Here is a 25,605-nt window from a genome sequence, read left to right as displayed (position 1 = left end):
GGTCAATCCGCGTCGGGATCGCGGAAATTGAGCCGCCGCGTGACCGTATAGTCCAGCACCCCTACCAACAGATAGCTGATCCATTGCTTGATCAGTGTCAGCGGCGTGCGGCTGGCGCGATGCGCCTCCAGCGTAATCGTCCGGCTCTGCGCTGCCTGCCGGTCGATCATGCCGCGCACCGCCGTCGCAAAATCCTGATCCTCGATCCGCAGCATCACCTCCAGATTGAGGAACAGGCTGCGCATGTCGAAATTGGCCGAGCCGATAAAGACGCATCGTCGATGACGAACAGCTTCATATGCAGCTTATGCGGTTGATATTCGGCGATCTCCACGCGGCGTTTGAGCAGCGGGCCATATAATAAGCGGGAAGCGGCGACCGTCGCGCCATTATCCGACCGCGCGGGCACGATGATCCGCGCGCCGCCTCGCTGCGCCGCGCGGCCGATACGCTTGAGCATGCCCCGGCCCGGCGAAAAATAGGCCGCGACCATATCCACCCGCCGCGCCTGTTCCATGTCATGCTTGACCACCTTCGCCCAGGGGCTCAGCCGCCGGGTGGGGCCGCCGATCAGCCAGTGGAACGGATCGTCCGCCTTGCGGTGCAACAATTCCTGCCCGCCGCGCACCATCCGCCGCAACGTGCGGAACCGCTGCTTGCGGGTCGATACCCAGCGCCACAACTGCCCATACCAGCGGGTCATCGCCTCGACCTGATCGCCCTCGATCATCAGCCCCAGGTCGCACCAGCAATCGTCGGCCGGGATGCCGAAATAGCCATCCTCGATATTGAAGCCGCCGATCATCAACCGCCGGTCGTCGGCGATCGCCATCTTCTGGTGATTGCGGATCAGGTAGCGGGTCGACCGCCTTGTGCCAAAGCGTTCAAAATGCGCTCCCGCCGCGACCAACGGCGCGAAGAAGGCGTCGGGCGTCTTGCCCGATCCAAAGCCATCGACCATCAACGTCACGGCGACCCCGCGCCCGCGCGCCGCGACCAGCGCATCGCGGACCAACTGCCCGCTGCCATCCGCGCTAAAAATATAATAATAGAGTTTAAGGCTATTACGCGCACCCTCGATCAGGTCGATCAGCGCCTCGCGCAACGCTGTCCCTTGCGTGATGAGCCGCAGCCGGTTGCCCGCCAGCATCATGCTGATATCGTCCGTTTCGCTGTCCGCCTGGGGCGGTGCCGGGGCTTGCTCGTTGATCGCCATCCGCGTCTCATGCCCCTTTGCCCCATGATTTGCCAAGGCCTTATGCCCTTTTCATTGACTCACGTGGGTCATGCTGCTAGGCGACGAATTCGAAATTTTCCCTTCGCTGTATTCAGGAGGCCCTGTTTGGCCCGCGTCACCGTCGAAGATTGCGTCGACAAAGTTACAAACCGTTTTGACCTCGTCCTTCTCGCCGCTCAGCGCGCGCGGAAATTTCCGGCGGGGCTGAACTGACGGTCGATCGCGACCGCGACAAGAATCCCGTCGTTGCTCTGCGCGAAATCGCGGAAGAGACCGTTATGCCCGACGAACTGCACGACTCGCTTGTCGCGTCGCTGCAAAAGGTGCAGATTGACGATGATGATACACCCGATGAAATTGGCTCGATCGCCCAATCGGCGGAGGCCCTGCGCCTGACCGCCGCCGCGCCGCCGCGCAACCAGAATATCGGCGGCGACTACGACGGCTGATCGCCCTACGAGTTTGGAGAGGGAAAGAGGCCCGGCCTGCGCAAGCAGGACCGGGCCTCGACCTTTTTCAGGCCAAGTTTCCGTCGATTGATCTCTTTCCGATCCTCCCCGGCATCGTTACGCTGCGCTGATGCTGCTGATCGTCGGAACCATTCGCCTGCCTGCCCAAAATCTTGGCGCCGCGCGCCCTGCCATGCAACAGATGGTGGAGGCCAGCCGAGCGGAAAGCGGCTGCGTCGAATATAGCTATGCCGAGGATGTGCTCGATCCGGGCCTCATCCATATCAAGGAACTATGGACCGATCAGGATGCGCTCGATCGGCATTTTACGATGGCCCACATCGCGCAATGGCGGGCCGCCTGGCCTGCACTGGGGATCGGCGATCGTGACCTGCGTGTCTATGATGTGAATGAACCGCGCCGGACATGACGCACGTCACGCCACCGGCCGCGGGATCCGCTTGCCCTTGGTGCGGCTGGTCAGGTGAAACAGCCCGCACCGGTCGCAGCGATAGGGTCGCACTATAATCGCGGCGCGCACCATGGCCTCCCGCGCATCCTCTTCCGACCCATAGCGCCGCTTGCGCGCGCAGATGCTCAGCCGGGTGCGCTTCATAGCGGCGGCAGCGCCCAGTCGATGCCGCCGCGGCCCTGGGCTTCCAGAAACGCATTGGCCTGGGAAAAGGGGCGCGATCCCAGAAAGCCATTATGCGCCGACAGCGGGGAAGGGTGGGCGGATTTCAGGATCAGATGGTGGCTCTGATCGACGAAGCCCGCCTTGCGCTGGGCATAGGCCCCCCACAGCAGGAACACGACCGGCTCGTCCTTCTGCGCCACCACCCGCACGATCGCATCGGTGAAGAGCTCCCAGCCCTTGCCTGATGCGATGCCGCCCGGCCCATCTCGACCGTCAGCACGCTGTTGAGCAGCAGCACCCCCTGCCGCGCCCAATGTTCCAGAAAGCCGTGCCCGGCCCGCGCAACGCCCAAGTCGCTCTCCATCTCCTTATAGATGTTGACCAGCGAAGGCGGCGTCCGCACGCCGGGCTGCACCGAAAAGCACAGGCCATGCGCCTGCCCCTCGCCATGATAGGGGTCTTGCCCCAATATCACGACCTTGACCGCATCCAAAGGGGTGAGGTCGAGCGCGCGGAAATACTCGCTGCCCTTGGGGAAGATGCGTTTCCCCGCCGCCTTCTCCGCCTTCAGAAAGGCTTTCAGCCCCTGCATATGCGGGGCGGCGAACTGGTCGGCCAAGGCTCGCGCCAGCTTTCGTGCAGCTTGATGGTTCCGCTCATGCCGCCTGATGGCCCGGCGCGCAAAGTCCTGTCAATCGCGTCCGACCGGGTAAATGCGCTTGCGCACCACCACCACATCCGCAAAACAGACGCCATGCGCTTCCATCGCCCGATCGCCCTTGCCGCCGCCTTCGGCCTGTTCCTGGCCCCGCTGCCCAGCGCCGACGCCTTCGGCCCCGTCAAATCGAGCGTGCAGCAAACCGCCGAGACCCGCCTGATCGCGCAGTTTCAGCGGTTCGCCACTCTCACTGATGGCACGGTGGGCATCACCGTGCGCGACCTTGCCAGCGGCGAAAGCCTCTCGCTCAACGGCGACACACTCTTCCCGATGGCCAGCGCCTATAAGGTCGCGGTGGCAGGCAAGATCTTCGCCATGATCGACGCCGGACAATTGGCGCTGACGGACATCGTATCGCGCGACGTCGCCACCATGGGGCCGGGCGCCCCGCTGCCGGTGGCGCAATTGCTCGACCTGATGCTGACCCGCAGCGATAACAATGCGACCGACATGCTTGTCGCGCGCGCCGGTGGCCCAAGTGCGGTCAATGCCTGGGTCGCGGGGCTGGGGATCAAGGGGCTGCGCGTCGACAGCAACACCGCCGACCTGCTTTACCGCGCCATGGACCTTGCGCCCCGTCCAGGGAATTTCAACCGCAACGTCGCCGCCGCGCTCGCCGCCGATCCGGCGCTGCGCACCCGAGACATACGCGACCTGCCCAATATCGCCTTCGCCCGCGACCCCCGCGACAGCGCGACGCCGACCGCCATGACCGACCTGATCGCTGCGATCCGCACCGGCAAGGCGCTTTCGCCCGCCAGCACACACGCCTTCATCACCATCATGGAACGCTGCCGCACCGGCAAGGCGCGCCTGTCCGGGATGCTACCACCCGGCACGACGATCGCGCACAAGACCGGCACGATCAACGGCACCGGCAACGATACGGGCGTCGTCACCCTGCCCGATGGGCGGATGTTCGCCATCACCGTCTTCGTCATGCAAGATCATCGCGGCCGGGTGATGCGCGACCGGATCATGGCGGAGGCCGCCCGCGCCGCCTATGATTATTTCCTGTTCGCGCCGGATCGGGCCACGGCCTGACGCATAGGGCTTAACAGCGATCCCGGAAGGCTTTAAAGTCTTTCATCGAGAGGATTGCCATGACCCGCCTGACCCGCTTCCGCGATTTCTGGCCCCATTATCTGCGCGAACATGCGCGCCCCGGCACGCGCGCGCTGCATTATGCGGGGACCAGCCTGGTCGTGCTGCTGGCGGCGGCGGCCCCGGTCGCCGGACGCTGGTGGATGGCGGCGGCGCTGCCGGTCGTCGGCTATGGCTTTGCCTGGGTTGGTCATGGCCTGATCGAACGCAACCGGCCCGCTACCTTCCGTTATCCGCTCTGGTCGCTGCGCGCCGATTTCGTGATGTGGCAGCGGTTCCTGACCGGCCATATCGGCCGTGATCTCGCCCGCGCTGGAGTGCGCCCCGATGGCACGGTCGATCCCGATCGGCGCACGGTAGCCTAGCGGCGGCTTGACCAAGCCGGACGCTCTGCCACAAGGAGCGCGATGGCTCTCACCGCATCCTTTTCGCTGCCCGATCGCGCGGCGCTGGCGACCCGTTGGCAGGCGCTCGAAGCGCGCGCCGATGCTTCCTTCTTCCTCGGCTGGACATGGACCGGAGCGTGGCTCGACAACTATGCCATCCGCCCTGAATTGCTCGCCATCACGGACGATGGCGGCAACGACGTCGCCCTCGCGCTGGTCGGCCACGCCATGCAGTCACGCCTGCTGGGCGGCGTCGCCACGCTTAGCCTCAATCAGTCGGGCGATCCCGCTGCCGACCGCCCCTATGTCGAATATAATGGCCTTCTGGTAGAGGCAGGCTGCGAGGCGGAAGCCGGAACCGCTGCGATCGAAGCGCTCACCCGCCGCCGCGACTGGCGCGCGCTCCGCCTGAGCGGTATCGCGCCGGACTCGCCGCTGCTCAACCTGCCCGCCCGCCGCAAGACGCGCCGTGACGTGTCGCCTGTCTATCAGGTCGATCTCGCCGTCGTGCGCGCGGCAAATGGCGATTATCTGTCGCTGCTCAGCGCCAACACCCGCAGCCAGATCCGCCGCGCGATGAAGGATCATGGCGGCCCGCTGCCCGACGTCGCGGTGGCGGGCCTCGATGATATCACTCCCTGGCTGGACGAGATGGCGGCGCTCAACAGCGGTCGCCATGCCGACAATGCCTGGGACGATGCGGGCTTTCGCGCCTTCGTCGCCACCATCGCTGCGCGCGGCCTGCCCGGCGGCTCCGTCGAACTGCTGCGCTTCACCGATTCAGGCGGGGTGGTCGGCCTGCTCGTCAATTTCATCCATCGCGGCGTGGCGATGAACTATCAGTCCGCCTTCGCCGAGCCGCGCACGGCCAAGGACAAGCCTGGCCTGCTGTGCCATGCCGCCGCCGTCACCCATTATGCCGCACGCGACCTGTCGCTCTATTCGCTGCTCGCGGGCAAGGATCGCTACAAGCAGAGCCTCTCCACCTGCGAAGAAAGCCTGGAATGGTGGATGATCGAACGGTTCAGCCCGCGCCTTGAAGCGGAAGCGCTGCTGCGCCGCGTCCTTAAACGCCCAGCTTCCGCATGACCCGATAGAGGAGGCGGCGCAGCCCCTGCCGTTCCGGCTGGGCGCTGACCGTGCCGGTGGGCAGGCCGCGCTTGCGCAGCAACGCGTTGAAACTGTGCAACTCGCCCTCCGCTACGCTGCGTTCGGATCGCCATGTCACGGACAGGCTGATCGACACGGCTGGGCCGTTCTCGACGAAATGGGGCGCCTTTACCGGCACATGGATCGCTTCGCCCGGTGCGAGCGGAAAGGCGGTGCCGCGCGCTTTGTACCCGTCCTGCCACACCAGATTGCGATGCCCGCCACCGTGGAAATCTTCGCTCTTCTGCGCGGGGACCAGCGCTTCGTCGCGCGCGGGAAAGACGGTCATCACCTTATTGCCCATAATCTGGAGCAGGATATTATGCTCCGGGTCCATATGGAACGGCGTGACGCTGCCCGGAGAGGTCAGGAAGATGAAGGCCTCGCGATGCAGCATCGGCCCGGTCGCGGCACGAACGATCGGCTCCAGATCGGCGAGCGCCGCATCCAGCAGCGCGCCATAGGCCGGGTCGCGCTCGACATTCTTCAGCACCGCCCAGCTGCCATTGGTTTCGATCGTGCGGATCGTCTCGCCCAGCGTCAGCCCGTTGGACGGCGTATCCTCCGGCCGCACGCCGAGCGGCAGCTTGCCCAGATTATATTCCACCGACGATGCAGGCATCCGCTCCGCCAGCGTCGCGAGCGCGTCCAGCGTGAGCAAGCCATGGCCGACCAGATCATGCGTCAGCTTGACCGGCGCATCGGGATAGGCCGCGGCGAAGGTCGCGCGCGCGCTGTCGGGGAAGGTGGCAGCCCTGGCGGTCGCAATCGGGCTATGGGCGGTCATCCCTGTCCTTTCAAAAGTCTGACGGCGCTTTCGACGCCGTTGGCGATGGCAAAGACGGCCGCGCGTTGCCATTGTGCTGCGCCCCGACCGTGAAGCGCGATGCGATATTGGACGATGGTGCGTCGTTCGGCCCACAGGCTGTCGATCATCGGATGGTCGGGTGCCGCGCAACTGTCCATCCAGCCGATTGCCGGATCATCCTGCACCGCATGCAGGTTGGCGATCTCGATCAGGACACCGGGCGAAAAGCGGCCAAATTCCTCGTCGATCGCGATCTTGAAGGAAAAGGCACCCGCCCCATGGCGGAAATTGACCAGCATCGCGATGGGTCGGCCGTCAAGGTCGAGCCGCAGCATGTGCAGCCGCCCAGCATCGAAGCCAGCGGCGCAGGCCGCGCGGAAGAAGGCCGCGTCGGCAGGCTTGCAGTCCAGCGCCGTGCCCTCGCGGCCCTTCCAGCCCGATGCTTCGAGCGCGAGAAACGCGCCGCACCAATGCGCAACGTCGCTCCTATCGGTCAGCAACCGGCTTTCGACTAGGCCAAGGTCCGCCAGCCGCTTTTGCAGGCGGCGCAATTCCTTGCGCTTCTTGGCGCGGACCTGGCTGTCCCAATAGGCGTCTGCGGTCAGGTCCGACCGCAGCATCGCCCGGTCATAGCGATGAATTTCGCGCCGCCCCCGTCGCTGCTCGACGCATACCGCTTCGATGGCGGCGGCATTGGCCCCTGCCGCGTCGAGCGCTTCGAGATGCAGGAAGCCGCGCGCCCAGGGGGCGTCGTCCAGCTGCGTCAGAAAGCTGCGCCATGCGGCCGCCTCCTGTCCTCGCGCAATCATCGGCGCGCCGAAAAAACAATGGTCGTGAATCCAGTTGGCAACGCAGCCGATCGGCAATCGCCCATGGCGTGATCGTATCGTAACGGGCAGCAGGCCGATAAGCCGCTCGCGTCGTGCGCCTCGATCAGGCGGACGTCGCGGTCCGCCGCCAGATGGTCGATCGCCGCAGCCAGCATGTCGGGCGCATAAAAGGCATTGGCCTCCGCCGCATGGACGGCCAGTTCCTCCCAGCGCGCACGCTGCTTCGCCGCCGGATCGGTATAAGGGGGCAGGGGATGGGATGCCATGTCCATATTTTCGCCATTAGAGGGGAAAGATTAGGGAAAGGCTAAATCCTCCCTGCTAGGACGCGACCTGACGGCGCTTTGCATATAAGGGCGGATCGTCGGACATGGATAGCCGATAGGTGTGGAGAAATGGCATGACTATTCTGGTCACCGGGGCTGCGGGCTTCATCGGCATGCATGTCGCTGATCGTCTGATGGCGCAGGGTCATGCCGTGGTCGGCATCGACAATCTCAACGACTATTATCCGGTGTCGCTCAAGCAGGCCCGGCTCGACAGTCTGCGGGCCGCGCATGGCAAGCTGTTCACCTTCCACCAGCTGGATTTCGCAGACATGGATGCGCTCAATGCGACGCTCCATGATCAGGTGATCGAATCGATCGTCCATCTGGGGGCGCAGGCGGGGGTGCGCTATTCGCTCGTCAATCCGCACGCCTATGTCCGCTCCAACCTGGCCGGGCATGTCAACATGCTCGAACTGGCGCGCGAACGGCGGGTGCGGCATCTGGTCTATGCGTCCTCTTCCTCGGTCTATGGCGGCAATGACACGCTGCCCTTCCGTGTTGAGGATCGCGCCGATCATCCCGTATCGCTCTATGCCGCTACCAAGCGCGCCGATGAACTGATGAGCGAGACCTACGCCCATCTTTTCCGTATCCCGATGACGGGCCTACGCTTTTTCACCGTCTATGGTCCCTGGGGCCGCCCCGACATGGCGATGTGGATCTTCACCTCGAAGATACTCGCGGGCCAGCCGATCCCGGTGTTCAACCATGGCCGGATGCAGCGCGACTTCACCTATATCGACGACATCGTCACCGGCATTTTGGGCTGCCTCGATCATCCCCCGGCAGACGATGGCGCGCTCAAGGCTGGCGGCAGCCGCGCGCCGCACCGGCTCTACAATATCGGGAACAACCGCCCCGAAGAATTGATGCATCTGATCGCCGTGCTGGAAGAGGCGATCGGGATGAAGGCGCAGATCGACTTTCAACCGATCCAGCCGGGCGACGTTCATGCCACGTTCGCCGACATCAGCGCCATTGCGGGCGACATCGGTTTCGCGCCCTCGGTCGGTATCGAGTCCGGCGTGCCGCGATTTGTGCAATGGTATCGTGATTACCATGGCGTTACCTAAAGTTGCACGTTTGAGAACGAAAATGGCTGCGCAACTGATCGTGAAAAGGCGTCGTTTCAACGAGTTTAATGCGAAGCAAATGCAGTCTTTTTGTCATATTGATCTTTTCGCAGTCGCAAAAATGATTGCCATAAGTGTCTGAAACGGCGTAGACAGTCGAACTCGATTGGATAAATCGTCCGGTTGTAGGTCGCGGAACAAGGAAAGACAGCACGCCGAAATCGGCGGTTCGTCACCGTCTCCGCCAGTGAGACAAGCTCGCGGCGGAGCGCGGAAAAAAGGGCAAACGCGTGTCAACATCAGCATCCAAGATCGTGCCGTTCGGCTCCGGTGGCCGCATCGTGGAGACGGCGTGCAGAAGCCTCTCCATCGCTGCGACCGGCCTCAACGAACTGGAAGCCCGCTTCAGCCAGCGGGAATTTGCCGCCACGTTCCTCCGCCTCGTCGGCGTCCTGATGCAGGTGCGCGGCCGGGTGATCGTCACTGGCATCGGCAAGAGTGGCATCGTGGCGCGCAAGATGACCGCGACACTGACCTCCACCGGCACACCGGCCATCTTCCTGCATCCCGCCGATGCCGGCCATGGCGACCTTGGCATGGTCACGCCCGACGACGTGGTGCTGATGTTGTCCCATTCGGGTGAATCGACCGAACTTGGTCCCATCATCCAATATTGCAAACGCTTCGCGATTCCACTGCTGGGGATGACCGCCCGGGCGCAGAGCACCGTCGCGCAGGCCGCCGACATCTGCATACTGATGCCCGAAGTGCAGGAATCCTGCCCTAACGCTCTGGCACCGACCACCTCGACCACGGTTCAGATGGCGTTCGGCGATGCCCTGGCGATTTCGCTGATGGAAATGCGCGGTTTTTCCGCCGATGATTTCCACAAATTTCACCCCAATGGCCGACTGGGCGCGCAACTGCTCAAGGTGCGCGAACTGATGTCGAAGGGTGGCGATGTGCCCCAGGTGCGCCAGGACGCCTCGCTGCTCGACGCGACCATCGAAATGACGCGCGCGCGCCTTGGCGGCACGGCAATCACGGATCATGACGGGCATCTGATCGGTGCCTTTACCGATGGCGACCTGCGCCGCGCCGTCACCGCCAAGCAAAATCTGACCGAACCGGTCGGACGCTTCATGACCGTGACGCCCCAGGCAATCACGCCTGACGATCTGGCGCATGAGGCGCTGCATGTGATGCATGAACGCAACATCATGCTGCTGTTCGTCTGCGACAAAGGCCGCCTTGTGGGCGCCGTCCATATGCACGACTTGCTGCACGCCGGGGTCGCCTGACTCACCTGGTCGTCATTCCCGCGCGGGCGGGGTCTTCCCGTCTGCCGCGCAAGCCGCTGCGCCTGATTGCCGGGCGCACCTTGCTGCATCGTACCATCGCCATGGCCCGTGCGGCGATCGGCGATCGGGCGGAGATCGCGCTGACCGTCGCTACCGATGACGTGGAGATTGCGGACCATGCCCGCGCTGTGGGCTGCGACGCGGTGATGACCGACAGCGCAATTGCCACCGGGTCGGGCCGTGCGCTGGCCGCGGCGCTTGCCCAGCCAGTCGCCCCGCGCTTCGTCATCAACCTTCAAGGCGATTCGCCCTTCCAGCCCCGGGGTGCCCTGGGCTCCGTCATCGCCGCGCTGGAAGCGGGCGCACAGGTCGCCACTCCCGTCATCGCACTCGACTGGCCCGCGCTCGACGCCCTGCGCGATCATAAGACCCGCTCGCCCTTCAGCGGCACCACCTGCGCCCGCGCGCCCGACGGCCATGCCTATTGGTTTTCCAAAGCGATCATTCCCGCCATCCGCAACGAAGACAGCCTGCGCGCCACCCTGCCGCGCTCGCCGGTCTGGCGGCATGTCGGCCTCTATGGCTATGCCCTGGACGCATTGCGCCGGTTTGAGGCCTGCCCGCCCACCGCCCTGGAAAATCTCGAAGGCTGGAGCAGCTCCGCCTCCTCGAACTCGGCATCCCGATCATGACCGTCCCGGTCGATCCCCCTTCCTTCGACAGTTCGGGCATCGATACCGAAGCCGATATCAGCCGGGTCGAAGCGCTGATCGCCCAGCATGCGACCCTACGCCCTCGCTCTGATGCGCCGCCTCTTCATCATCCGCCACGGCAACACCTTTGCAAACAGCGCCGATGCCTGCCGCATCGGATCACGCACGGACATCCCCCTGGTCGAGAGCGGCCACGCGCAGGCGCAACGTCTCGGCGCCTGGTTCGCGCAGCAGGCGCTCCCCATCCACCACCTGTTCAGCAGCCCGCTCGTCCGCGCGCGCCAGACCGCCGCTGCGATCACGGACGCCACAGGGCATGATCTGGACGGTACGCGCGACTGGCTCGGCGAGATCGACCATGGCCCGGACGAAGGTCAGCCCGAAGCCGATGTCCTCGCCCGCATCGGCGCGCAAGCCTTGGCGGACTGGGAAGAACGCGGCATTGCACCCGATGGCTGGATCGTCGATGCCGAAGCCCGCATCGCGGCCTGGCGCGCCTTTTTCGCGCAAGCCGGGGAGGGGGCCGACCTGCTCGTCACCTCCAACGGCGCGGCGCGCTTCGCGCTGCTGGCGCTGGGCTTGCCGCCCCGCAAGCTGCGCACCGGGGCGTTCGGCGAACTGGCCACCGGCCCCGACGGCGCGGTCACGCTGGTCCGCTGGGACGAGCGGCCTTAACTTACCGCTGGCTCCAGCAAACGGATCGTCCCCGCGTCGGCATCCATCTCCGCCCGCACGCCCACCGGCAGGCTGAATTGGTTGGCGACATGGCCGAATTGCGCGCCTTGAAAGGCGGGGATGCCGAGCGGCGCAAAATGCTGCTGCAGCACTTCCGACAGGGTGAATCCGCCATAGGATGGCCCGCTTGCCCCGCAATCGGTGCATTGGCCGAACACCACGCCCGCCAGCCGCCCCAGCACGCCGCCGAGCGCCAACTGGGTCAGCATCCGGTCGATGCGATAGGGCGCTTCGCCGATATCCTCGATGAACAAAATCGCGCCGCTGAAATCGGGTAGCCACCCGGTGCCCATCAACGCTGCCAGCACGGTCAGGTTGCCGCCCAGCAATCGCCCGCTCGCCTTGCCGGGATGGAAGGTGCGGATGCGCCCGGCGCGCGGGACCAGCCGGTCCTCATTGCCCATCGGGTTGGCAAAGGTCAGCATCGCCCCGTCGAACGCGACCGCGCGAAATCCATCCCAGGAAAATCGTCCCCAACTGCTCGACGCATTGGGGCCATGGATGGTGGTGAAACCCGCCCGCGCGGCAAAGGCCATGTGCAGCGCCGTAATGTCGGAAAAACCGATCAGCAGCTTGGGATTGGCGCGGATGGTCGTGAAATCGAGCATCGGCAGGATACGCGCGCACCCCCATCCGCCACGCACCGCAAACACCGCGCGCACCTGCGGATCGGCGAACATCGCATTGACGTCGGCGGCGCGGTCCTTGTCGGTCCCGGCCAGATAGCCATAGCGTGTGGCCAGATGTGGCGCAGGCCGGGGCACCAGCCCCATCGCCACGATCGTCTCCTTGACCAGATCCAGGTCGAACGCATCATCGGAGAAACCCGCCGGTTCGATCAGCCCAACCACATCGCCGAGCCGCAGGCGTGGTGGTTTCACCAGCGTCGCAGGCAAGGGCGCAACCGGCGGGGCCTTGGCCGCCACCAGCATCGCGCCCATGCCGGTCATCAGCGCGCGCCGATCCATCCACATCGTCAAAAGCCGCTCCCATCCTTGTGGCGATACGCGCCGCCCGACCATCGCAGGTCTATATCGGCATAATGGCAATCCCCGGCCGGCGGTCGCCCGAAGGCCAGGAAGGCGCAATCGACGTCGCTCTCATTGACCAGGTGATGCCCATTCGGCTCCCCCTTGGGAAAGGCGGCCATGTCGCCCGCGCGCATCGGCGTGCGCCCATCCTCCTCGACCAGAACGGCTTCGCCCGCCAGCATCACGACGAACTCGTCCTCATCCTCATGCCAATGCCGGTGGGACGACGCCGCGCCGGGTTTCAGCACGACATGCTGACGCCGAAATCAGTGAGATCCGTCGCTGACCCGAGCCGCCTGACCCATCGCCCCGCAACGATATCGGCATAGGCCGCGGGATAGCCCGTCGCGTTGGTCTGCGCGATGGTGTCAAGGTTGATCCGGGGCATAGCCTTGTCTCCTCCTGCTGGCCAAGCGGCCCGGCTTTCGCTAACGCCTGGGTATGACCAGCACCAGAGCCAATCATGATGTCGTGGCGCTCGCCGAGCAACTGCTTGCCTGCCCCTCTGTAACACCTGCAACCGGCGCCGTCTTTACCGCGCTGGAGGCTATGCTGCAGCCGCTGGGCTTTACCACTGACCGTTTCGTCACCGGAGAGGCACCGGATGGCCCGGTCGAAAACCTCCTGGCCTGGCGCACCACGGGTGGCGGCCGGCACTTCGCCTTTGCAGGGCATCTTGACGTCGTGCCGCCGGGGCCGGGCTGGACCAGCGATCCCTTCGTGCCCGAACAGCGTGGCGACCTGCTCTATGGACGCGGCGCGGTGGACATGAAGGGGTCGATCGCCGCCTTCGTCGCGGCGCTTCAGGATTTGCCCGACGATCTGCCCGGTACGATCAGCCTGATCATCACTGGCGATGAGGAAGGCCCCGCCATTCATGGCACCTTGGCACTGATGGAGCGCATGGCCGCGCGCGAACTACGCCCCGACCTTTGCCTCGTCGGTGAACCGACATCCTCGGCGCAACTGGGCGATGTGGTCAAGATCGGGCGGCGCGGTTCGGTCAATATGTGGATCAGCGTGACGGGTAGCCAAGGCCATGTCGCCTATCCCCATCTGGCCGACAATCCGATCTCGAAGCTGGTCCGCATCCTGTCCGCCATAGAGGCGGAAAGACTGGACGAAGGCACCGACTGGTTCCAACCCAGCAATATCGAGATCACGGACCTCGACGTCGGCAATCCGGCGCATAATGTCATCCCCGGCCTCGCAACCGCGCGTATCTCGATCCGCTTCAACGACCAGCATAGCGGTGCGTCGCTGATCGAACGGATCACCGCCATCGCCGCGACTGAGGGCGGTACGGTGGAGGCTAAGATCAGCGGCGAACCCTTCCTGACCCCGCCGGGCGCGTTCAGCGATTTGGTCAGCGGCGCGATCCGCGACGTCACGGGCCTTGCCACCGATCTGTCGACAACGGGTGGCACGTCCGACGCCCGCTTCCTGTCGCGCCTTTGTCCGGTGGTGGAATTCGGCCTCAACAATGCGACGATGCACAAGCTAGACGAAGCGGTCGCGGTGCAGGATCTGCGCGACCTCCAGCGCATCTACGGCCTGATCGTGGAACGCGCGCTACAGACCTGACCAGCGTCGGCGCGGTTAGGATTGGCGCAGGAAAAGTAGGTGGCTCTGCCTCTCGGGTCCAACGCTGGTGATCGTCCCGGCAAAACGGTCGAGATAATCCAGCTCCCCCGTCGGCATGGCCAGATGATAGCCCTGAAACTGGGTGCAGCCGATGATGCGCAGCATGTCGATCTGCGCCTCGTTCTCGATGCCCTCAACCACCACTTCCAGGCCTAGCCCCTGGATCAGGCCAACGACCGCCGAACAGATGGTCCGCGCTTCGGCCGATGTCGCAATGTCGCGCACCAGGCTGCGGTCGATCTTGATCCGATCGACAGGCAATTCCTTCAACCGCGACAGGTTGGAATAGCCGGTGCCGAAATCGTCGATCGCCACGCGCACCCCATCGCGCCGCAGCGCGGCCAATTGGTTCAATATGCGCTGCTCCATTTCCATCGCCAGCGACTCGCTGATCTCCAGCTCCAGCATGGCAGGTGGCGTCTTGTGGGTAGCGATGGCGTGACGCAGGCGCAGGAAGAAATCGGCTTGGCCCAGTTCGCGGGTAGAAATATTGATGGCGATGCGTTGCGAAATGCCGATTGCGGCCCAGCGCGCGGCGGTTTCGCACACTTTGTCCATCACCCAGTCGCCCAGCGCGACGATGACGCCGCTTTCCTCCGCGACCGGCACGAAAGATCCGGGCATGATCAGGTCGCGCTCGGGATGTGCCCAGCGCACCAGCGCTTCGGCGGCCACCGCGCTGCCCTTGCCGATGTCGATCTGCGGCTGAAACTCCAGCAAAAATTCGTTGCGTTGCAGCGCCAGCACCAACTCGCGCTCCAGGTCGGCGCGGTCCGCCGCCTCCAGTGCCAGTTGGGCCGTGTACATTTCCGCCCGGCCGCGTCCGTTATGCTTGGCATGATACATGGCAACGTCGGCGGCGCGCAACAAGGCCGTCAGCGTGTCGCCATGATCGGGATAGCAGGCGATGCCGATCGACGCGCCCAGATCGACATGCTGACTGCCCAGGTCAAAGCGTTCGCCCAGGGCGAACTGTATCGCGCGCGCAATGCGCGCTGCGGCGCTCTGGCCGGGCAGGTTGGGGAAGAACATGGTGAATTCGTCGCCTGCCAGCCGCCCGATCACGGCATCGCCTGATCCCGCACTGACTTGCGCCATCACCACTTCGCGCAGCCGACCCGCGACCCGCGCCAGCAACTGATCGCCCGCCGCATGGCCCAGCGTGTCGTTGACGCTCTTGAACCCGTCCAGGTCGATGAAGAACAAGGCCGCCTTGCCCTCTTCGACGCGCTCGGCCAGATGGCGCTCGACCTGTCGACAGAAACTGGTGCGGTTGGCCAGGCCGGTAATCTGATCGAACAGGGCAAGGGTCTGGACATGGTCCAGATTGGTGCGGACCTGACTGAACAGGCTTTCCATCGCCACGGCGAGGTCGGGCAGTTCATGGGCAATGTCGGCGGGCACCGGCGATTGCAGGTCGCCATGCGCAGCGGACAAGAGCCGATCGGTCGCTGTATCGATCGCGGTCGCGGTCGTCGCAACCGTTTGGCGGGCCGAGGCCCAGCTCATCGTGCCGCACAATATGGCGATGATCAAAGCGCGACTGATATGTCCGATATCGTCGGGTTGGTCCGGCGTATATCCCAGCACCAGCGAAAGGATGAAGACGAGCGCGCCTGCCGAACAGGCGAACGCAGTAGCGCGGCTTTTTAATGTCACCCCCCGCATATATGCCCCTGTCCTGATGCTTGCTCCGCATTTGAGCTTCGATGAAAGGGGTATGAAGGACGGTGGTTAAAAAAGGGTCAGCGCGCGGTTGACGATCTGTTATTTTTTGCGCCGCAATATCAAATAGAGCGCGCCGTCGCCGCCATGGCGGGGATGGGCGACCCGGACGCTGGCGATCCGGTCGGCATAGGCGCTGGTTTCCAGCCAATGGCCAATTTCGGCCCGGATCGCGCCGCGCCGCGCTGCGCTGTCCGACAGCGCGCCCTTGGGGGGCTTGCCCGTCACCACCAGGATGACCCGCACCCCCTGCGCCAGCGCCGCGCCCAGCGCCTGATGCAACCGCGCATGCGCCGCCGACAGGCTATGGCCGTGCAGGTCGATACTCATGTCGGGGCTGACCGCGCCATTACGGATGCGCTTTTCCCACCCCGTGTCCAACACGGCGGCGGGTGTGCGGACCGGCGCAGGCGGGATCGGGCGGGCAGGGGGCGGCGTGAACCCCTTCTGCGCTGGCGGGTCGATAGTCACCACGGGCAGAGGGACAGGCGCGCGGCCTTGGGGACGAAGCGGCCGCACCGTCCGGGCGAGCGCGCTCCACAGTGCCTGCTCATCCGTGGAAAGATACCGCCGGGCCATTCCCACCCCCGGTCAGGGTCGGGTGAGGCGGGCGACCGACCCGATCGGCAGCAGAATGAGCGCGCTGCCGCGCGCCGACATGCCCCCTGCAATGCCCCGCGCCCGTGCGCCCGCACCCCAGAAGCTGTCGAAGCGATTGGCGCCCTTGATCGCGCCGCCCGTATCCTGGGCGATCCACATGCCATTGGGCTCGGCCCGGTCGAGCGAGAGCAGCACCGGCGCGCCCAACGGCACATATTTGGGATCTGCGGCGACCGTTCCCTCCGCCGTTACCGGCACACCCAGCGCCCCGATCGGCCCCGCGCCGGTTAACTCGCGGAAAAAGACGAAGCTCTTATTGTCGTTCATGATCGCCGCACCCTCGACCGGGTTGGCGCGCAGATATTGCATGATGTCCTGCATCGACCCGGCCTTGATCAGCCCGCGATCCTTCATCAGCTTGCCGATGCCGGTATAATCGCGACCATTTTGACCGTCATAACCGATGCGCATGACGCTGCCGTCAGGCAGGTTCAGCCGCCCGCTGCCCTGCACCTGCAGGAAGAAGAACTCGACCGGATCGGCCGCATAAGCAAGTTCCAGCCCGCGCCCGTTCAACGCCCCGGCCACGATTTGCTGGCGCTCATCATAGGGCACGAACTTCGTGCCCGCGACCTTGCCACGGATCGTGCGGCCTTTCAGCGCTTCGCTGAACTGGCCGAGATCAACGTCGATCAGGTCGGCCGGACGGCGATAGATCGGCACGTCATAGCCTGGCTGGCGCGTGCGTGATCCCGCGATCTCCGGCTCATAATAGCCCGTAACGAAGGCCGCGCCATCGCCGACCTGGACCGCTTCGAAATAACGGGAGAAAAATTCGCTGGCGCTGGTCTCCGGCCAGCTCGACGCCGCCGCGCAGGCATTGTTCCAATCCGAACCCCTGGTCAGCCCGCTCGCATCAGTGCGCCGCATCAGCGTGGGGCAGGATATGCGAAACGCCTGCAACGCCAGCCGCGATCGCTCACCTGATGGGATCAGGCTGCCGACCTCCGGTCCGCGCGTCACGCCCAAAGCGGCGGCGGTGCCCAGCACCAGCGCCGGGTCGGTCGGCATCTCGACGGGAAGGGTGGGACGTGGCGTTGCCGGGGTAGGGCGGGTAGCGACTTCCCCAGATGGCCCAGGCCGCGACGGCGCAGGACCAGTCGCGGACGGCGGGATCATGCTACCCGAACAGGCCGACAGCAGCAGGGCGGCGGCCAGCGCGCCCGCCCTCGAACGCAGCATCATGCGCCGATCACGCTTCGTCGGTTTCGCTGAGCTTCCAGTTGGGATCGGCACTGCGAATATCGCGGGTGAAGGTCCAGATATCGTTGGTGCCAACCGCATCGGTCATCGATCCGGCGACGACATTGCCGTCCTGGTCGCGCGTAACGGCGGCGATGTCGGCCTCAAACCGCAGCGCGATCTGGGCGACGCCGCCATTGACGGACGCCTCGACGATCTGCGCCTTTTCGATCCGCACCAGGCGATTGTCGAGCACATGGCCCTCAGCCTCGCGCGCGGCGATTGCCGATTCAAAGGACGCGCGCACATCATCGTCGCACAGCCAGGCCAATTCGTCCCGGTCGCCACGCCAGAAGGCTTCCAGCACCATGCGATAGGCGCTCTTGGCCCCATCCACGAATTGCGGCACGTCGAAGCCGCGGTCGGCGGCGATCAGGGCGCGGACGCCATTTTCTGCGCCCGGCGCGATCAGCCCTTCGGCCAGACGCACCGAATCGCCGGAGCCATCCGCCATTTGCCGGGGCTGCAGCACCGTGACCTTGGCCCGATCTTCGGCAGGACGGAGCGCAGGCTCCTGTTCGTGCCCGGTACGTTTACCAAGTACGGAATACAGCCGGAGCGCCAGAAAACCGGCTATCATGGCGAGGATGACGATCACATACACGGAAATCTATACCCTTTGCGCGGGGACAATGTTCCAACCAACATAGGCATGTTTGCGCCCAACTTCAAATAGCCCCTTCGTCCCGGTGCCATTGCCCTGCTCCGCGCCCCCTGCTAAGCGCGCGGGTCACATCGCGGGGGGTTGCGGCCCACCGGACATTATTGACCATATAAGGACGGACCATGGCCGACGAAGCCGATACCAACCCCTATATCAACACCCAGGGCAACGGCGCGGATACCGCACCCCAGATCGCGCTGATCAGCCAATATGTGAAGGACTTGTCCTTCGAAAATCCCAATGCGCCGGCCGTCTATCAGTGGCCCGATCAGCCGCAGATCGATGTTCAGTTCAACATCGGCGCGGATCGCGTCGGTGAAGAAGTGATGGAAATCTCGCTCAAGATCGACGTCAAAGCCGTCGCACCGCAGGGCACCGCCTTCGCCGTCGATCTGCTCTACGCCGCGATCTTCGGCATGCGCAACGTGCCCGAAGATCAGATCCAGCCCTTCATGCTGGCCGAAGCACCCCGCCTCATCTTCCCCTTCGCCCGCCGCGTGCTGGCCGACGCGATCCGCGACGGCGGCTTCCCGCCGCTGCTGCTCGACCCCATCGATTTCGGCGCGCTCTACCTGCAACAGGCCCAGGCGCTGGAACAGACCGCAGGCGAACCGGCCGGCCACGCCTGACACGCAGGATGACCCCTATTCCCGTTCGCCCTGAGCTTGTCGAAGGGCTGCACTTTTCTTTGAAGAGGAAGTGTGGGGCTTCGACAGGCTCAGCCCGAACGGGCACGGGGGTAATGCCATGAAACTCATCCGCGCTCTGGGATCAGTCGGCGGGCTGACGCTCGTCAGCCGCATCCTGGCGCTGGTGCGCGATTCCCTCGCGGCCCGTTACGTCGGCGCAGGATTCGCGTCGGACGCCTTCAACGGCGTCGCCTTCCGCCTCCCCAACATGTTCCGCGCGCTCTTTGCGGAAGGGGCCTTTTCCGCCGCCTTCATCCCGCTGTTCAACAAGAAGGCGGCAGGCGACGGCGGGCTTCCGGCGGGCTATGATTTCGCGCAGCGCGCGCTTGCGGTACTGCTGCCGGTCCTCATCCTCTTCACCCTGGCGCTGATCGCCGCCGCCTGGCCCATCACCTGGGCACTGTCGGGCGGCTTCGCGCGGCAGAACCCGACCCCGGACCAGTTCGCCTTCGCGGTTACGCTCTCGCGCATCACCATTCCCTATCTGGCGCTCATATCCATCGCCTCGCTGCTGGGCGGCATCCTCAATTCGCTCGACAAATTCTGGGTCAACGCCGCCGCGCCGATCCTGCTCAACGTCGCGATGATCAGCGGGCTGTGGTTCTTTCACGGCGCGGACGAATATGAAACCGCGCGGGTGCAGGCAATCTCGGTGACGGTGGGCGGCGCGTTACAACTGCTCTGGCTGATCTGGGCCTGCCGCCGCGCGGGCGTCTCGCTCAAGCTCCAGCGCCCCCGCCTCGACAAGGATGTGCGCGAACTCCTCCGCCTCATCGTGCCCGCAGCAGCCGGGGCCGGGGCGCAGCAGGTCAATCTGCTCGTCTCCACCGCCTTGTCGGGCTGGCTGCTCGCCTCCGGCTCGATCACCTATATTTATTATGCAGACCGGCTGAACCAACTGCCCTTGGGCCTGATCGGCATCGGTCTTGGCACCATCCTGCTCCCCACCATCTCGCGGATGCTGTCAAAGGGGGAGGACGCAGCGGCGATGGAGACGCAGAACCGGGGCATAGAACTTGCCCTGTTCCTGACGCTGCCTGCCACCATCGCCTTCCTGACCGTTGCTGAACCGATCGTGCGCGGGCTGTTCCAATATGGCCGCTTCACGGCCGAAGACGCGATGCGCTGCGGCTGGGCGCTGTCGGCCTTCTCGGTTGGCCTTCCCGCCTATGTTCTCGTCAAGGTGCTGACGCCGGGCTATTATGCGCGCGGCGATACGCGGACGCCGGTGCGCTACGCCATGCTCTCCATCCTGATCAACATCATTGGCAATATCGCGCTCATCCCGACGCTTGGCCATGTCGGGCCGCCGCTTGCCACCGCGCTCGCCTCCACCGTCAATGTGGCGATGCTCTATCACACCTTGGTCAAGCGCGGGCATTTTGCGGCCGATGCGGGGCTGCGCCGTCGCCTGCCGCGTCTCGCGCTGGCCGCCCTCATCATGGGTGGCGCGCTGATCGCGGGGGCCAGCCTGTTTGATCCCTGGCTTACAGGCGCCATGGTCCAACGCTATATCGCGCTCGCCATACTTGTCGGCGCGGGCGTCACGCTCTACGGGCTGGCCTGCTTCGTCACCGGCGCTTACCGGCTGTCCGATATCAAGGCGCTGATGCGTCGGCGCGGCACGACCACAACGCAATAGAACGGATCATCCCATGCGCGTCCTTTCCGGCATCCAGCCCACCGGCAATCTGCACCTTGGCAATTATCTCGGCGCAATCCGCAACTGGGTGAAGATGCAGGACGAGATGGACGCGGATAGCCAGTGCTTCTTCTTTCTCGCCGACATGCACTCCATCACGGTGCATGAAGCGCGCGAACAGCGTATCCGCAACGTGCGCGACATGGCCGCCGCCCTGGTCGCCGCCGGGATCGACCCCGATCGCAGCGTCCTCTTCAACCAGGCCCGCGTCCCCGCCCATGCCGAACTCTGCTGGTTGCTGAACGGCACCGCGCGCATCGGCTGGCTCAATCGCATGACCCAGTTCAAGGACAAGGCGGGCAAGGATCGCGAAGGCGCATCGGTCGGCCTGTTCGTCTATCCCGTGCTGCAGGCCGCCGACATCCTCGCCTATAACGCCACCCATGTGCCCGTGGGCGAGGACCAGAAACAGCATCTGGAACTGGCGCGCGACATCGCCGCCAAGTTCAACAGCGATTTCGGCGTCGATCTCTTCACCCTGCCGGACCCGATCATCCCCAAGGAATCGGCGCGCATCATGTCGCTGCGCGATGGCAGTGCGAAAATGTCCAAATCCGATCCGTCGGACATGAGCCGCATCAACCTGACCGATGATGACGATGCGATCATGGCGAAGGTGAAGAAGGCCAAGAGCGATCAGGAAATGCTGCCCGAAACGGCCGCGAGCCTGACTGATCGGCCAGAGGCGCGCAACCTCGTCGGCATCCTCGCAACGCTGACCGGCCGCACGCCCGATGCCGTCTGTGCCGAATTTGCGGGCCGGGGCTTCGGCGCGTTCAAACCGGCGCTGGGGGAAGTGCTCGTCGAAACGCTGCGCCCGATTCGCCAGCGCTTCCTTGAACTGCGCACAGACGATGCCGCGCTCGACGCGATTCTCGACAAGGGCGCGGCCAAGGCGGCGGCGGCGGCCGAACCGACATTGCGCGCGGCCTATGATGCGATGGGGCTGATGCGCTGATCGGCCTACGGGTTATGATCGGCCGTGGCGTCCTTGGGGTGACAGGACATGCTTTGCGCCCGTTCGGTTTTCTCGTGCGTTCAAATGATGTTCAGTTGCGGCTTGCTAGAACCGGCCTCAATGATGCACAAAGATTCATGCCTGATACAGGACGCAGAAAAATGACCCGTTTCAAAAAGTTCGGTCTGTTCGCAGCGCCTGCCCTAGCGCTGGTTGCGCTGTCGGGCTGCGCGACGCCATTCAAGGCCGATGTCGCCCGTTTCCAGCAGCTCCCGGCCCCCGCAGGCCAGAGCTATACCATCGTCGCCGACAATCCGCAGCTCGCGGGCGGCCTCGAATTTGCCCATTATGCCGACATGGTCGGCCAGCGATTGGCGCAGACCGGCTATGTCGCGGCCAGCGATCCGGCGCGCGCCGACCTCATCGTCCGCGTCGCCTATGATGTTGACAATGGGCGCGAGAAGGTCCGCTCGACGGGCTTTGGTGGTCCCTATGGCGCAGGCTTTGGTGGACCATGGGGCGGCGGCTTTGGCGGTCGCTGGGGTCGCCCTTGGGGCTATGGCTTCTATGATCCCTGGTTGTTCGGTGGCGGCGGCTATAACGACGTGTCCAGCTACACCGTCTATACCAGCGATCTCAGCATGAAGATCGACCGTGCCGCCGATAATCTCCGCCTGTTCGAAGGCAAGGCGAGCGCCCAGTCGCTGTCCAACAAGCTGACCTATTTGGTCCCGAACCTGATCGACGCGATGTTCACCAACTTCCCCGGCCAGAATGGCGAGGATGTGAAGATCACTCTGCCGCCCGAAAAGAAGGGCTGACACAGCACACTCTCGGGTCGGCTCCCAGCCATAGGCCCTAATCCTGCCCGGTGCCTCGAAAGAGCGCCGGGCTTGTTTTTGTGGGGCTTACAGGACTTTGAGCCCCAGCTCGCCCAGCAACTGGCTCGCCTGCGCGCGCGATATCGTCGCGCCGCGAAAACGGCTGGCATCGCCCAGCCGTAATCCACCCAGATCCGCCCCGCGCAAATCCGCGCCATCGAACCTGGCATCGACCAGATGCGCCTCGCGCAGGCTGCAATCCTCGAACCGGGCATCGCGAAAATCGCATTGGCGCAGATCCGCCGCACTGAAATCGATGCGTTGCAGCACTTGCTTGCGAAAGGAAAAGCCAGGCAATTTTGCGTTGATCAGCAGCGTCTCGTCAAAGCGCAGGTCGAACGCCTTGATCTCCGACAGGTCGGCTCCGGTCAGCTTGCACCGTTCGAACAACGCCGCGCCCAACCGCGCCCCGCGCCACTGGCTGTTATTGAGGTCACAGGCGGCAAAGCGCGCTTCATTGAGGTCCGCCCCCACGAAATTCGCGAACGCCCCGCGGCAGGACCGCCACACCGTCCCCTCCAGCCGCGCCCCGGTCCAATCTACGCGCCGCAACTGGCAAGTCTCGAACGTCCAGCCGGGCAGGGCGAGGCCACTCAAGTCCGCACCCTCCAGATCGCAGTCGATAAGGTGCCGGGGCGACGCCCCCGCCAGCAACGCCTCGACCTCTACCCGACCCAGCACCCGGTCGCGCACAGCCCGCTCGGCGGGCGTCAATTCTTCCGCTGCGGCACCGTGAAGGTGCCCGACACGCGCCCGCTCGGGCTGGTCGCCGCACCCGGCACGCCGCCCGAAGACCGCCCGTCCACGGTCGATCGCCCGCTATTGAGGTCCATCACCAGCCGCCCACCGGTCAGCCGGTTGCCGCCCTGCGTCAGCGCGACATCGCCCAACATCGTGATCAGCTTGCTGTTGAGGTCGTAGATGGCGACATTGCCGCGCGCGTCTGGTCACCCTTGGTCACCACGACATTGCCCGATGCGTCGATCCGGTCGATCTCCACGCCACCCGCGCCGCTGCCCGGCTGGTTGCGATAGGCCACCGTCATGCGCGCGGCGTTCAGCGTCATGCCCGCCTGCGTCACTTCGACATTGCCCGACACCACGACGCGGTCGGCGCGGTCCTGCACCTCGATCCGGTCGGCGTTGAAGTTGACGGGCGCATTGCTGTCATGATTTTGCATCACCTGCGCGCCTGCGCCCGCGATCATCATCCCGGCGGTGCCCACAGCGCCGATCGTCAGCAAAAGGAAGGAGCGTGTCATCAATTGCGCCCTTTGAGACCATTTTGTTCGATACGCAAGCGTGCCCGGCCATTCAACGTCACCGTGCGCGCGTTCAGGTCGGCTTCCAGATGGTCGGCGCTGAACGTGCCGATCGGGATGCGCCCGTCGACCCGGCCCGCGCTCTGCATCCGCCGCGATTTGAGGTCGATGCCGACATCGCGCGTGGTCAGCCTGTATCCGCCCGCCGCCTCGAACTGCACTGGCCCTTCGATGCCGACCCGCTCGCTGTCCATATCATAGCGGCCCTTCTGCGCGCTAAGCACGGCCGGGCCATCGGACAGTAGGATGCGCGCCGACATGCTGTTCAAATCCACGATCGGCTCGCGCGAGCTTTTCTGTACCGCCGACCCCGCGCGCAGCGAAAAGGGCTGCCCCTTGCTGTCCTCGCCGCGATAGAGCGCTTCGGTCACCCGCATCCGCTCCTTCGCCACATCGACCTTATTCTTGTCGAGCACGAAGCTCACCTTGTCCCCGCCCGTAAACGGCGCAGTCGCCAGCAGCGCGCTCAGCACGCCCACGGCAACAGGCAGCCAGTTTTTGAGCAGCTTGACCATGCGGTCATGGCTGCCCCCCGGCTGCGCCCATTGGCGGCGCACATCGCGTTGCTGATCGGCCTGGACGGACACGGCGCTTCGACTTCCTCACATATGCGCGAAAATGTCGATCTCCGGCCACCCGGCCAGGTCGAGCGCGGCGCGGTGCGGCAGGAAGTCGAAACAGGCCTGCGCCAATTCCATCCGCCCTTCGCGCACCAGCCTTTTGTCCAGCTCGGCGCGCAACGCATGCAGGTAACGCACGTCGGACGCCGCATAATCCTTCTGCGCGTCGCTCAGTACCGGATTGCCCCAGTCGCTCGACTGCTGCTGCTTGCTGATGTCCTGGCCCAGCAATTCGCGCACCAGTTCCTTCAGCCCATGGCGGTCGGTATAGGTGCGGATCAGCCGCGACGCGATCTTGGTGCAATAGACGGGCGCGGCCACCACGCCCAGATAATGCTGGATCGCGGCGATATCGAACCGCCCGAAATGATAGAGTTTGAGCCGCTCAGGGTCGGCCAGCACCGCGCGCAGGTTCGGCGCGGCATAGTCGCTGCCCGGCTTGAACCGCACCAGATGCTCGTCGCCCTGGCCATCGCTTATCTGGACGACGCACAGGCGGTCGCGCGGGGTGATCAACCCCATGGTTTCGGTATCGACGGCGATCGGGCCGGGGGCAAGCACGCCCGCGGGCAGATCTTCTTCATGGAAATGGACGGTCATACGCCTCCCTCTATGGCTAAAGTGGGCATATCGCAATCGACGCTTTGCGGCGGCGGAAAGAAGGGGAATATTACCCGCAAAGCACAGCCATTTGCGCAAAAGGAACGGAACGGGACCGCTCCTGTTAAAATCGTTCGCGCTCCCTTGAAAATTTGATATAGTGATTCCCAAACCCGCCTTTGCGGTGGATTTTGCATGTCATTCGCCCGACATGCGTGTCCGAATGGTCTTGGGGCGAAGCGAAAGTGACTAACAGGGCATGAGTTTTGACAGAGGTCGCCGCGGCGGGCGCGGCAAGGACAAGCGCGACGGTTTCGGCGACGACAATTTCTACGATCAGGGTGCCGGTGGCGGCGGCGGTGGTCGCGGTGGTTTTGGCGGCGGCTTCGGCGGCGGCGG

22 protein-coding genes and 8 pseudogenes are annotated in these 25,605 nt (G+C 64.6%); 14 read left to right on the top strand and 16 right to left on the bottom strand.

Features of this window, described 5'->3' with window-relative positions; all coding sequences use genetic code 11:
• Positions 1-2 precede the first annotated feature (2 nt).
• Positions 3-1,216 (bottom strand): annotated as a pseudogene (locus tag BF95_RS10845) (phospholipase D-like domain-containing protein).
• A 126-nt stretch (positions 1,217-1,342) separates the two neighbouring features.
• Between BF95_RS10845 and rpoZ the strand changes: the two are divergent.
• Positions 1,343-1,686, top strand: a pseudogene (gene rpoZ, locus BF95_RS10840) (DNA-directed RNA polymerase subunit omega).
• Between the two features lie 130 nt (positions 1,687-1,816).
• The gene (locus BF95_RS10835; RefSeq protein ID WP_043151398.1) at positions 1,817-2,116 is read left to right on the top strand and encodes a putative quinol monooxygenase; all 300 of its coding nucleotides are present in this window, start codon (positions 1,817-1,819) and stop codon (positions 2,114-2,116) included.
• 6 nt (positions 2,117-2,122) lie between these two features.
• Here BF95_RS10835 and BF95_RS10830 read toward each other — a convergent pair whose 3' ends face one another.
• Together BF95_RS10830 and ung are read right to left on the bottom strand one after the other, a co-directional pair.
• The gene (locus BF95_RS10830; RefSeq protein WP_043151397.1) at positions 2,123-2,302 is read right to left on the bottom strand and encodes a hypothetical protein; all 180 of its coding nucleotides are present in this window, start codon (positions 2,300-2,302) and stop codon (positions 2,123-2,125) included.
• Positions 2,299-2,983 (bottom strand): annotated as a pseudogene (ung, locus tag BF95_RS10825) (uracil-DNA glycosylase). Before ung ends, BF95_RS10830 begins: the two are co-directional and overlap by 4 nt.
• A 94-nt stretch (positions 2,984-3,077) precedes the next feature.
• Here ung and BF95_RS10820 point away from each other — a divergent pair.
• Genes BF95_RS10820 through BF95_RS10810 form a run of 3 tightly spaced genes read left to right on the top strand, consistent with a single transcriptional unit; the run spans position 3,078 to position 5,620 of the window.
• The gene (locus BF95_RS10820) at positions 3,078-4,085 is read left to right on the top strand and encodes a serine hydrolase (protein ID WP_043151438.1); all 1,008 of its coding nucleotides are present in this window, start codon (positions 3,078-3,080) and stop codon (positions 4,083-4,085) included.
• Between the two features lie 59 nt (positions 4,086-4,144).
• Positions 4,145-4,510: a DUF962 domain-containing protein gene (locus BF95_RS10815; RefSeq protein ID WP_043151396.1), complete on the top strand. Its 366-nt coding sequence runs from the start codon at positions 4,145-4,147 to the stop codon at positions 4,508-4,510.
• A gap of 42 nt (positions 4,511-4,552) precedes the next feature.
• Positions 4,553-5,620 (top strand): GNAT family N-acetyltransferase, encoded by a 1,068-nt coding sequence (locus BF95_RS10810; protein WP_043151395.1) that lies wholly within the window; start codon positions 4,553-4,555, stop codon positions 5,618-5,620.
• Here BF95_RS10810 and BF95_RS10805 read toward each other — a convergent pair.
• Positions 5,598-6,467: a cupin-like domain-containing protein gene (locus tag BF95_RS10805; RefSeq protein WP_043151394.1), complete on the bottom strand. Its 870-nt coding sequence runs from the start codon at positions 6,465-6,467 to the stop codon at positions 5,598-5,600. The two genes, BF95_RS10810 and BF95_RS10805, sit on opposite strands and share 23 nt — an antisense overlap.
• Positions 6,464-7,590 (bottom strand): annotated as a pseudogene (locus BF95_RS10800) (GNAT family N-acetyltransferase). The gene BF95_RS10805 and the pseudogene BF95_RS10800 overlap by 4 nt, the downstream one beginning before the upstream one ends.
• A gap of 128 nt (positions 7,591-7,718) precedes the next feature.
• Here BF95_RS10800 and BF95_RS10795 point away from each other — a divergent pair.
• The 4 genes and pseudogenes from BF95_RS10795 to BF95_RS10780 all read left to right on the top strand — a co-directional run bounded on the left by BF95_RS10795 (position 7,719) and on the right by BF95_RS10780 (position 11,409).
• The gene (locus BF95_RS10795) at positions 7,719-8,720 is read left to right on the top strand and encodes an NAD-dependent epimerase/dehydratase family protein (protein WP_043151393.1); all 1,002 of its coding nucleotides are present in this window, start codon (positions 7,719-7,721) and stop codon (positions 8,718-8,720) included.
• A gap of 341 nt (positions 8,721-9,061) precedes the next feature.
• Entirely contained in the window at positions 9,062-10,021 is a 960-nt protein-coding gene (locus tag BF95_RS10790; RefSeq protein WP_051519968.1) for a KpsF/GutQ family sugar-phosphate isomerase, read from the top strand.
• Between the two features lie 5 nt (positions 10,022-10,026).
• A pseudogene (kdsB, locus tag BF95_RS10785) lies at positions 10,027-10,825 on the top strand (3-deoxy-manno-octulosonate cytidylyltransferase).
• Positions 10,825-11,409 (top strand): histidine phosphatase family protein, encoded by a 585-nt coding sequence (locus BF95_RS10780; RefSeq protein WP_043151392.1) that lies wholly within the window; start codon positions 10,825-10,827, stop codon positions 11,407-11,409. Before kdsB ends, BF95_RS10780 begins: the two are co-directional and overlap by 1 nt.
• Here the strand turns inward: BF95_RS10780 and BF95_RS10775 are convergent.
• Together BF95_RS10775 and BF95_RS10770 are read right to left on the bottom strand one after the other, a co-directional pair.
• Positions 11,406-12,443 (bottom strand): S66 peptidase family protein, encoded by a 1,038-nt coding sequence (locus tag BF95_RS10775; protein WP_051519963.1) that lies wholly within the window; start codon positions 12,441-12,443, stop codon positions 11,406-11,408. The two genes, BF95_RS10780 and BF95_RS10775, sit on opposite strands and share 4 nt — an antisense overlap.
• A gap of 2 nt (positions 12,444-12,445) precedes the next feature.
• Positions 12,446-12,888: pseudogene (locus tag BF95_RS10770) on the bottom strand (cupin domain-containing protein).
• Between the two features lie 53 nt (positions 12,889-12,941).
• On the opposite strand from BF95_RS10770, the gene dapE reads away from it, so the two are divergent.
• A complete protein-coding gene (gene dapE / locus BF95_RS10765; protein WP_043151391.1) occupies positions 12,942-14,084 on the top strand; it encodes a succinyl-diaminopimelate desuccinylase in 1,143 nt (380 codons plus the stop codon).
• A 15-nt stretch (positions 14,085-14,099) separates the two neighbouring features.
• Here dapE and BF95_RS10760 read toward each other — a convergent pair whose 3' ends face one another.
• The 4 genes from BF95_RS10760 to BF95_RS10745 all read right to left on the bottom strand — a co-directional run bounded on the left by BF95_RS10760 (position 14,100) and on the right by BF95_RS10745 (position 18,375).
• On the bottom strand, positions 14,100-15,812 hold the full coding sequence (locus BF95_RS10760) for a putative bifunctional diguanylate cyclase/phosphodiesterase (RefSeq protein WP_043151390.1): 1,713 nt from the start codon (positions 15,810-15,812) through the stop codon (positions 14,100-14,102).
• A gap of 99 nt (positions 15,813-15,911) precedes the next feature.
• A complete protein-coding gene (locus tag BF95_RS10755; RefSeq protein WP_043151388.1) occupies positions 15,912-16,448 on the bottom strand; it encodes a Smr/MutS family protein in 537 nt (178 codons plus the stop codon).
• Positions 16,449-16,460: 12 nt separating this feature from the next.
• A complete protein-coding gene (locus BF95_RS10750; protein WP_043151387.1) occupies positions 16,461-17,714 on the bottom strand; it encodes a murein transglycosylase A in 1,254 nt (417 codons plus the stop codon).
• Positions 17,715-17,721: 7 nt separating this feature from the next.
• Entirely contained in the window at positions 17,722-18,375 is a 654-nt protein-coding gene (locus BF95_RS10745; protein ID WP_043151385.1) for a Tim44/TimA family putative adaptor protein, read from the bottom strand.
• A gap of 182 nt (positions 18,376-18,557) precedes the next feature.
• Here BF95_RS10745 and secB point away from each other — a divergent pair, with 182 nt between their 5' ends.
• From secB to BF95_RS10725, 4 genes are all read left to right on the top strand, one after another.
• Positions 18,558-19,064 (top strand): protein-export chaperone SecB, encoded by a 507-nt coding sequence (secB, locus tag BF95_RS10740; protein WP_043151384.1) that lies wholly within the window; start codon positions 18,558-18,560, stop codon positions 19,062-19,064.
• Positions 19,065-19,182: 118 nt separating this feature from the next.
• The gene (murJ, locus tag BF95_RS10735) at positions 19,183-20,766 is read left to right on the top strand and encodes a murein biosynthesis integral membrane protein MurJ (RefSeq protein WP_043151383.1); all 1,584 of its coding nucleotides are present in this window, start codon (positions 19,183-19,185) and stop codon (positions 20,764-20,766) included.
• 13 nt (positions 20,767-20,779) lie between these two features.
• A complete protein-coding gene (trpS, locus tag BF95_RS10730; RefSeq protein WP_043151382.1) occupies positions 20,780-21,784 on the top strand; it encodes a tryptophan--tRNA ligase in 1,005 nt (334 codons plus the stop codon).
• 161 nt (positions 21,785-21,945) lie between these two features.
• Positions 21,946-22,605 carry a DUF4136 domain-containing protein gene (locus BF95_RS10725; protein WP_043151380.1) on the top strand — a complete coding sequence of 220 codons (660 nt, stop codon included), beginning with the start codon at positions 21,946-21,948 and terminating at the stop codon, positions 22,603-22,605.
• A gap of 87 nt (positions 22,606-22,692) precedes the next feature.
• On the opposite strand, the gene BF95_RS10720 is transcribed toward BF95_RS10725, so the two are convergent.
• The 5 genes and pseudogenes from BF95_RS10720 to BF95_RS30335 all read right to left on the bottom strand — a co-directional run.
• Positions 22,693-23,379, bottom strand: a complete 687-nt coding sequence (locus BF95_RS10720; RefSeq protein WP_043151379.1) for a pentapeptide repeat-containing protein — start codon at positions 23,377-23,379, stop codon at positions 22,693-22,695.
• Positions 23,376-23,926 (bottom strand): annotated as a pseudogene (locus tag BF95_RS10715) (LptA/OstA family protein). Before BF95_RS10715 ends, BF95_RS10720 begins: the two are co-directional and overlap by 4 nt.
• On the bottom strand, positions 23,926-24,573 hold the full coding sequence (locus BF95_RS10710) for a hypothetical protein (protein WP_043151377.1): 648 nt from the start codon (positions 24,571-24,573) through the stop codon (positions 23,926-23,928). Before BF95_RS10710 ends, BF95_RS10715 begins: the two are co-directional and overlap by 1 nt.
• A gap of 15 nt (positions 24,574-24,588) precedes the next feature.
• Positions 24,589-25,206 carry a ribonuclease D gene (locus BF95_RS10705; RefSeq protein ID WP_037473566.1) on the bottom strand — a complete coding sequence of 206 codons (618 nt, stop codon included), beginning with the start codon at positions 25,204-25,206 and terminating at the stop codon, positions 24,589-24,591.
• A gap of 124 nt (positions 25,207-25,330) precedes the next feature.
• Positions 25,331-25,605 (bottom strand): annotated as a pseudogene (locus BF95_RS30335) (hypothetical protein); the annotation flags it as partial.

Source organism: Sphingobium sp. Ant17, assembly GCF_000588875.1.
Lineage (GTDB): Bacteria > Pseudomonadota > Alphaproteobacteria > Sphingomonadales > Sphingomonadaceae > Sphingobium.
The sequence above is the reverse complement of the archived record's forward strand: the minus strand, read 5'-3'. Positions and strand labels throughout refer to the sequence as shown.

Coding starts and splice junctions, on each gene's coding strand:
- BF95_RS10835 (WP_043151398.1), top strand. CDS start 1,817: ATGCTGCTGATCGTCGGAACCATTCGCCTGCCTGCCCAAAATCTTGGC.
- BF95_RS10830 (WP_043151397.1), bottom strand. CDS start 2,302: ATGAAGCGCACCCGGCTGAGCATCTGCGCGCGCAAGCGGCGCTATGGG.
- BF95_RS10820 (WP_043151438.1), top strand. CDS start 3,078: ATGCGCTTCCATCGCCCGATCGCCCTTGCCGCCGCCTTCGGCCTGTTC.
- BF95_RS10815 (WP_043151396.1), top strand. CDS start 4,145: ATGACCCGCCTGACCCGCTTCCGCGATTTCTGGCCCCATTATCTGCGC.
- BF95_RS10810 (WP_043151395.1), top strand. CDS start 4,553: ATGGCTCTCACCGCATCCTTTTCGCTGCCCGATCGCGCGGCGCTGGCG.
- BF95_RS10805 (WP_043151394.1), bottom strand. CDS start 6,467: ATGACCGCCCATAGCCCGATTGCGACCGCCAGGGCTGCCACCTTCCCC.
- BF95_RS10795 (WP_043151393.1), top strand. CDS start 7,719: ATGACTATTCTGGTCACCGGGGCTGCGGGCTTCATCGGCATGCATGTC.
- BF95_RS10780 (WP_043151392.1), top strand. CDS start 10,825: ATGCGCCGCCTCTTCATCATCCGCCACGGCAACACCTTTGCAAACAGC.
- BF95_RS10775 (WP_051519963.1), bottom strand. CDS start 12,443: ATGTGGATGGATCGGCGCGCGCTGATGACCGGCATGGGCGCGATGCTG.
- dapE (WP_043151391.1), top strand. CDS start 12,942: ATGACCAGCACCAGAGCCAATCATGATGTCGTGGCGCTCGCCGAGCAA.
- BF95_RS10760 (WP_043151390.1), bottom strand. CDS start 15,812: ATGCGGGGGGTGACATTAAAAAGCCGCGCTACTGCGTTCGCCTGTTCG.
- BF95_RS10755 (WP_043151388.1), bottom strand. CDS start 16,448: ATGGCCCGGCGGTATCTTTCCACGGATGAGCAGGCACTGTGGAGCGCG.
- BF95_RS10750 (WP_043151387.1), bottom strand. CDS start 17,714: ATGATGCTGCGTTCGAGGGCGGGCGCGCTGGCCGCCGCCCTGCTGCTG.
- secB (WP_043151384.1), top strand. CDS start 18,558: ATGGCCGACGAAGCCGATACCAACCCCTATATCAACACCCAGGGCAAC.
- murJ (WP_043151383.1), top strand. CDS start 19,183: ATGAAACTCATCCGCGCTCTGGGATCAGTCGGCGGGCTGACGCTCGTC.
- trpS (WP_043151382.1), top strand. CDS start 20,780: ATGCGCGTCCTTTCCGGCATCCAGCCCACCGGCAATCTGCACCTTGGC.
- BF95_RS10725 (WP_043151380.1), top strand. CDS start 21,946: ATGACCCGTTTCAAAAAGTTCGGTCTGTTCGCAGCGCCTGCCCTAGCG.
- BF95_RS10705 (WP_037473566.1), bottom strand. CDS start 25,206: ATGACCGTCCATTTCCATGAAGAAGATCTGCCCGCGGGCGTGCTTGCC.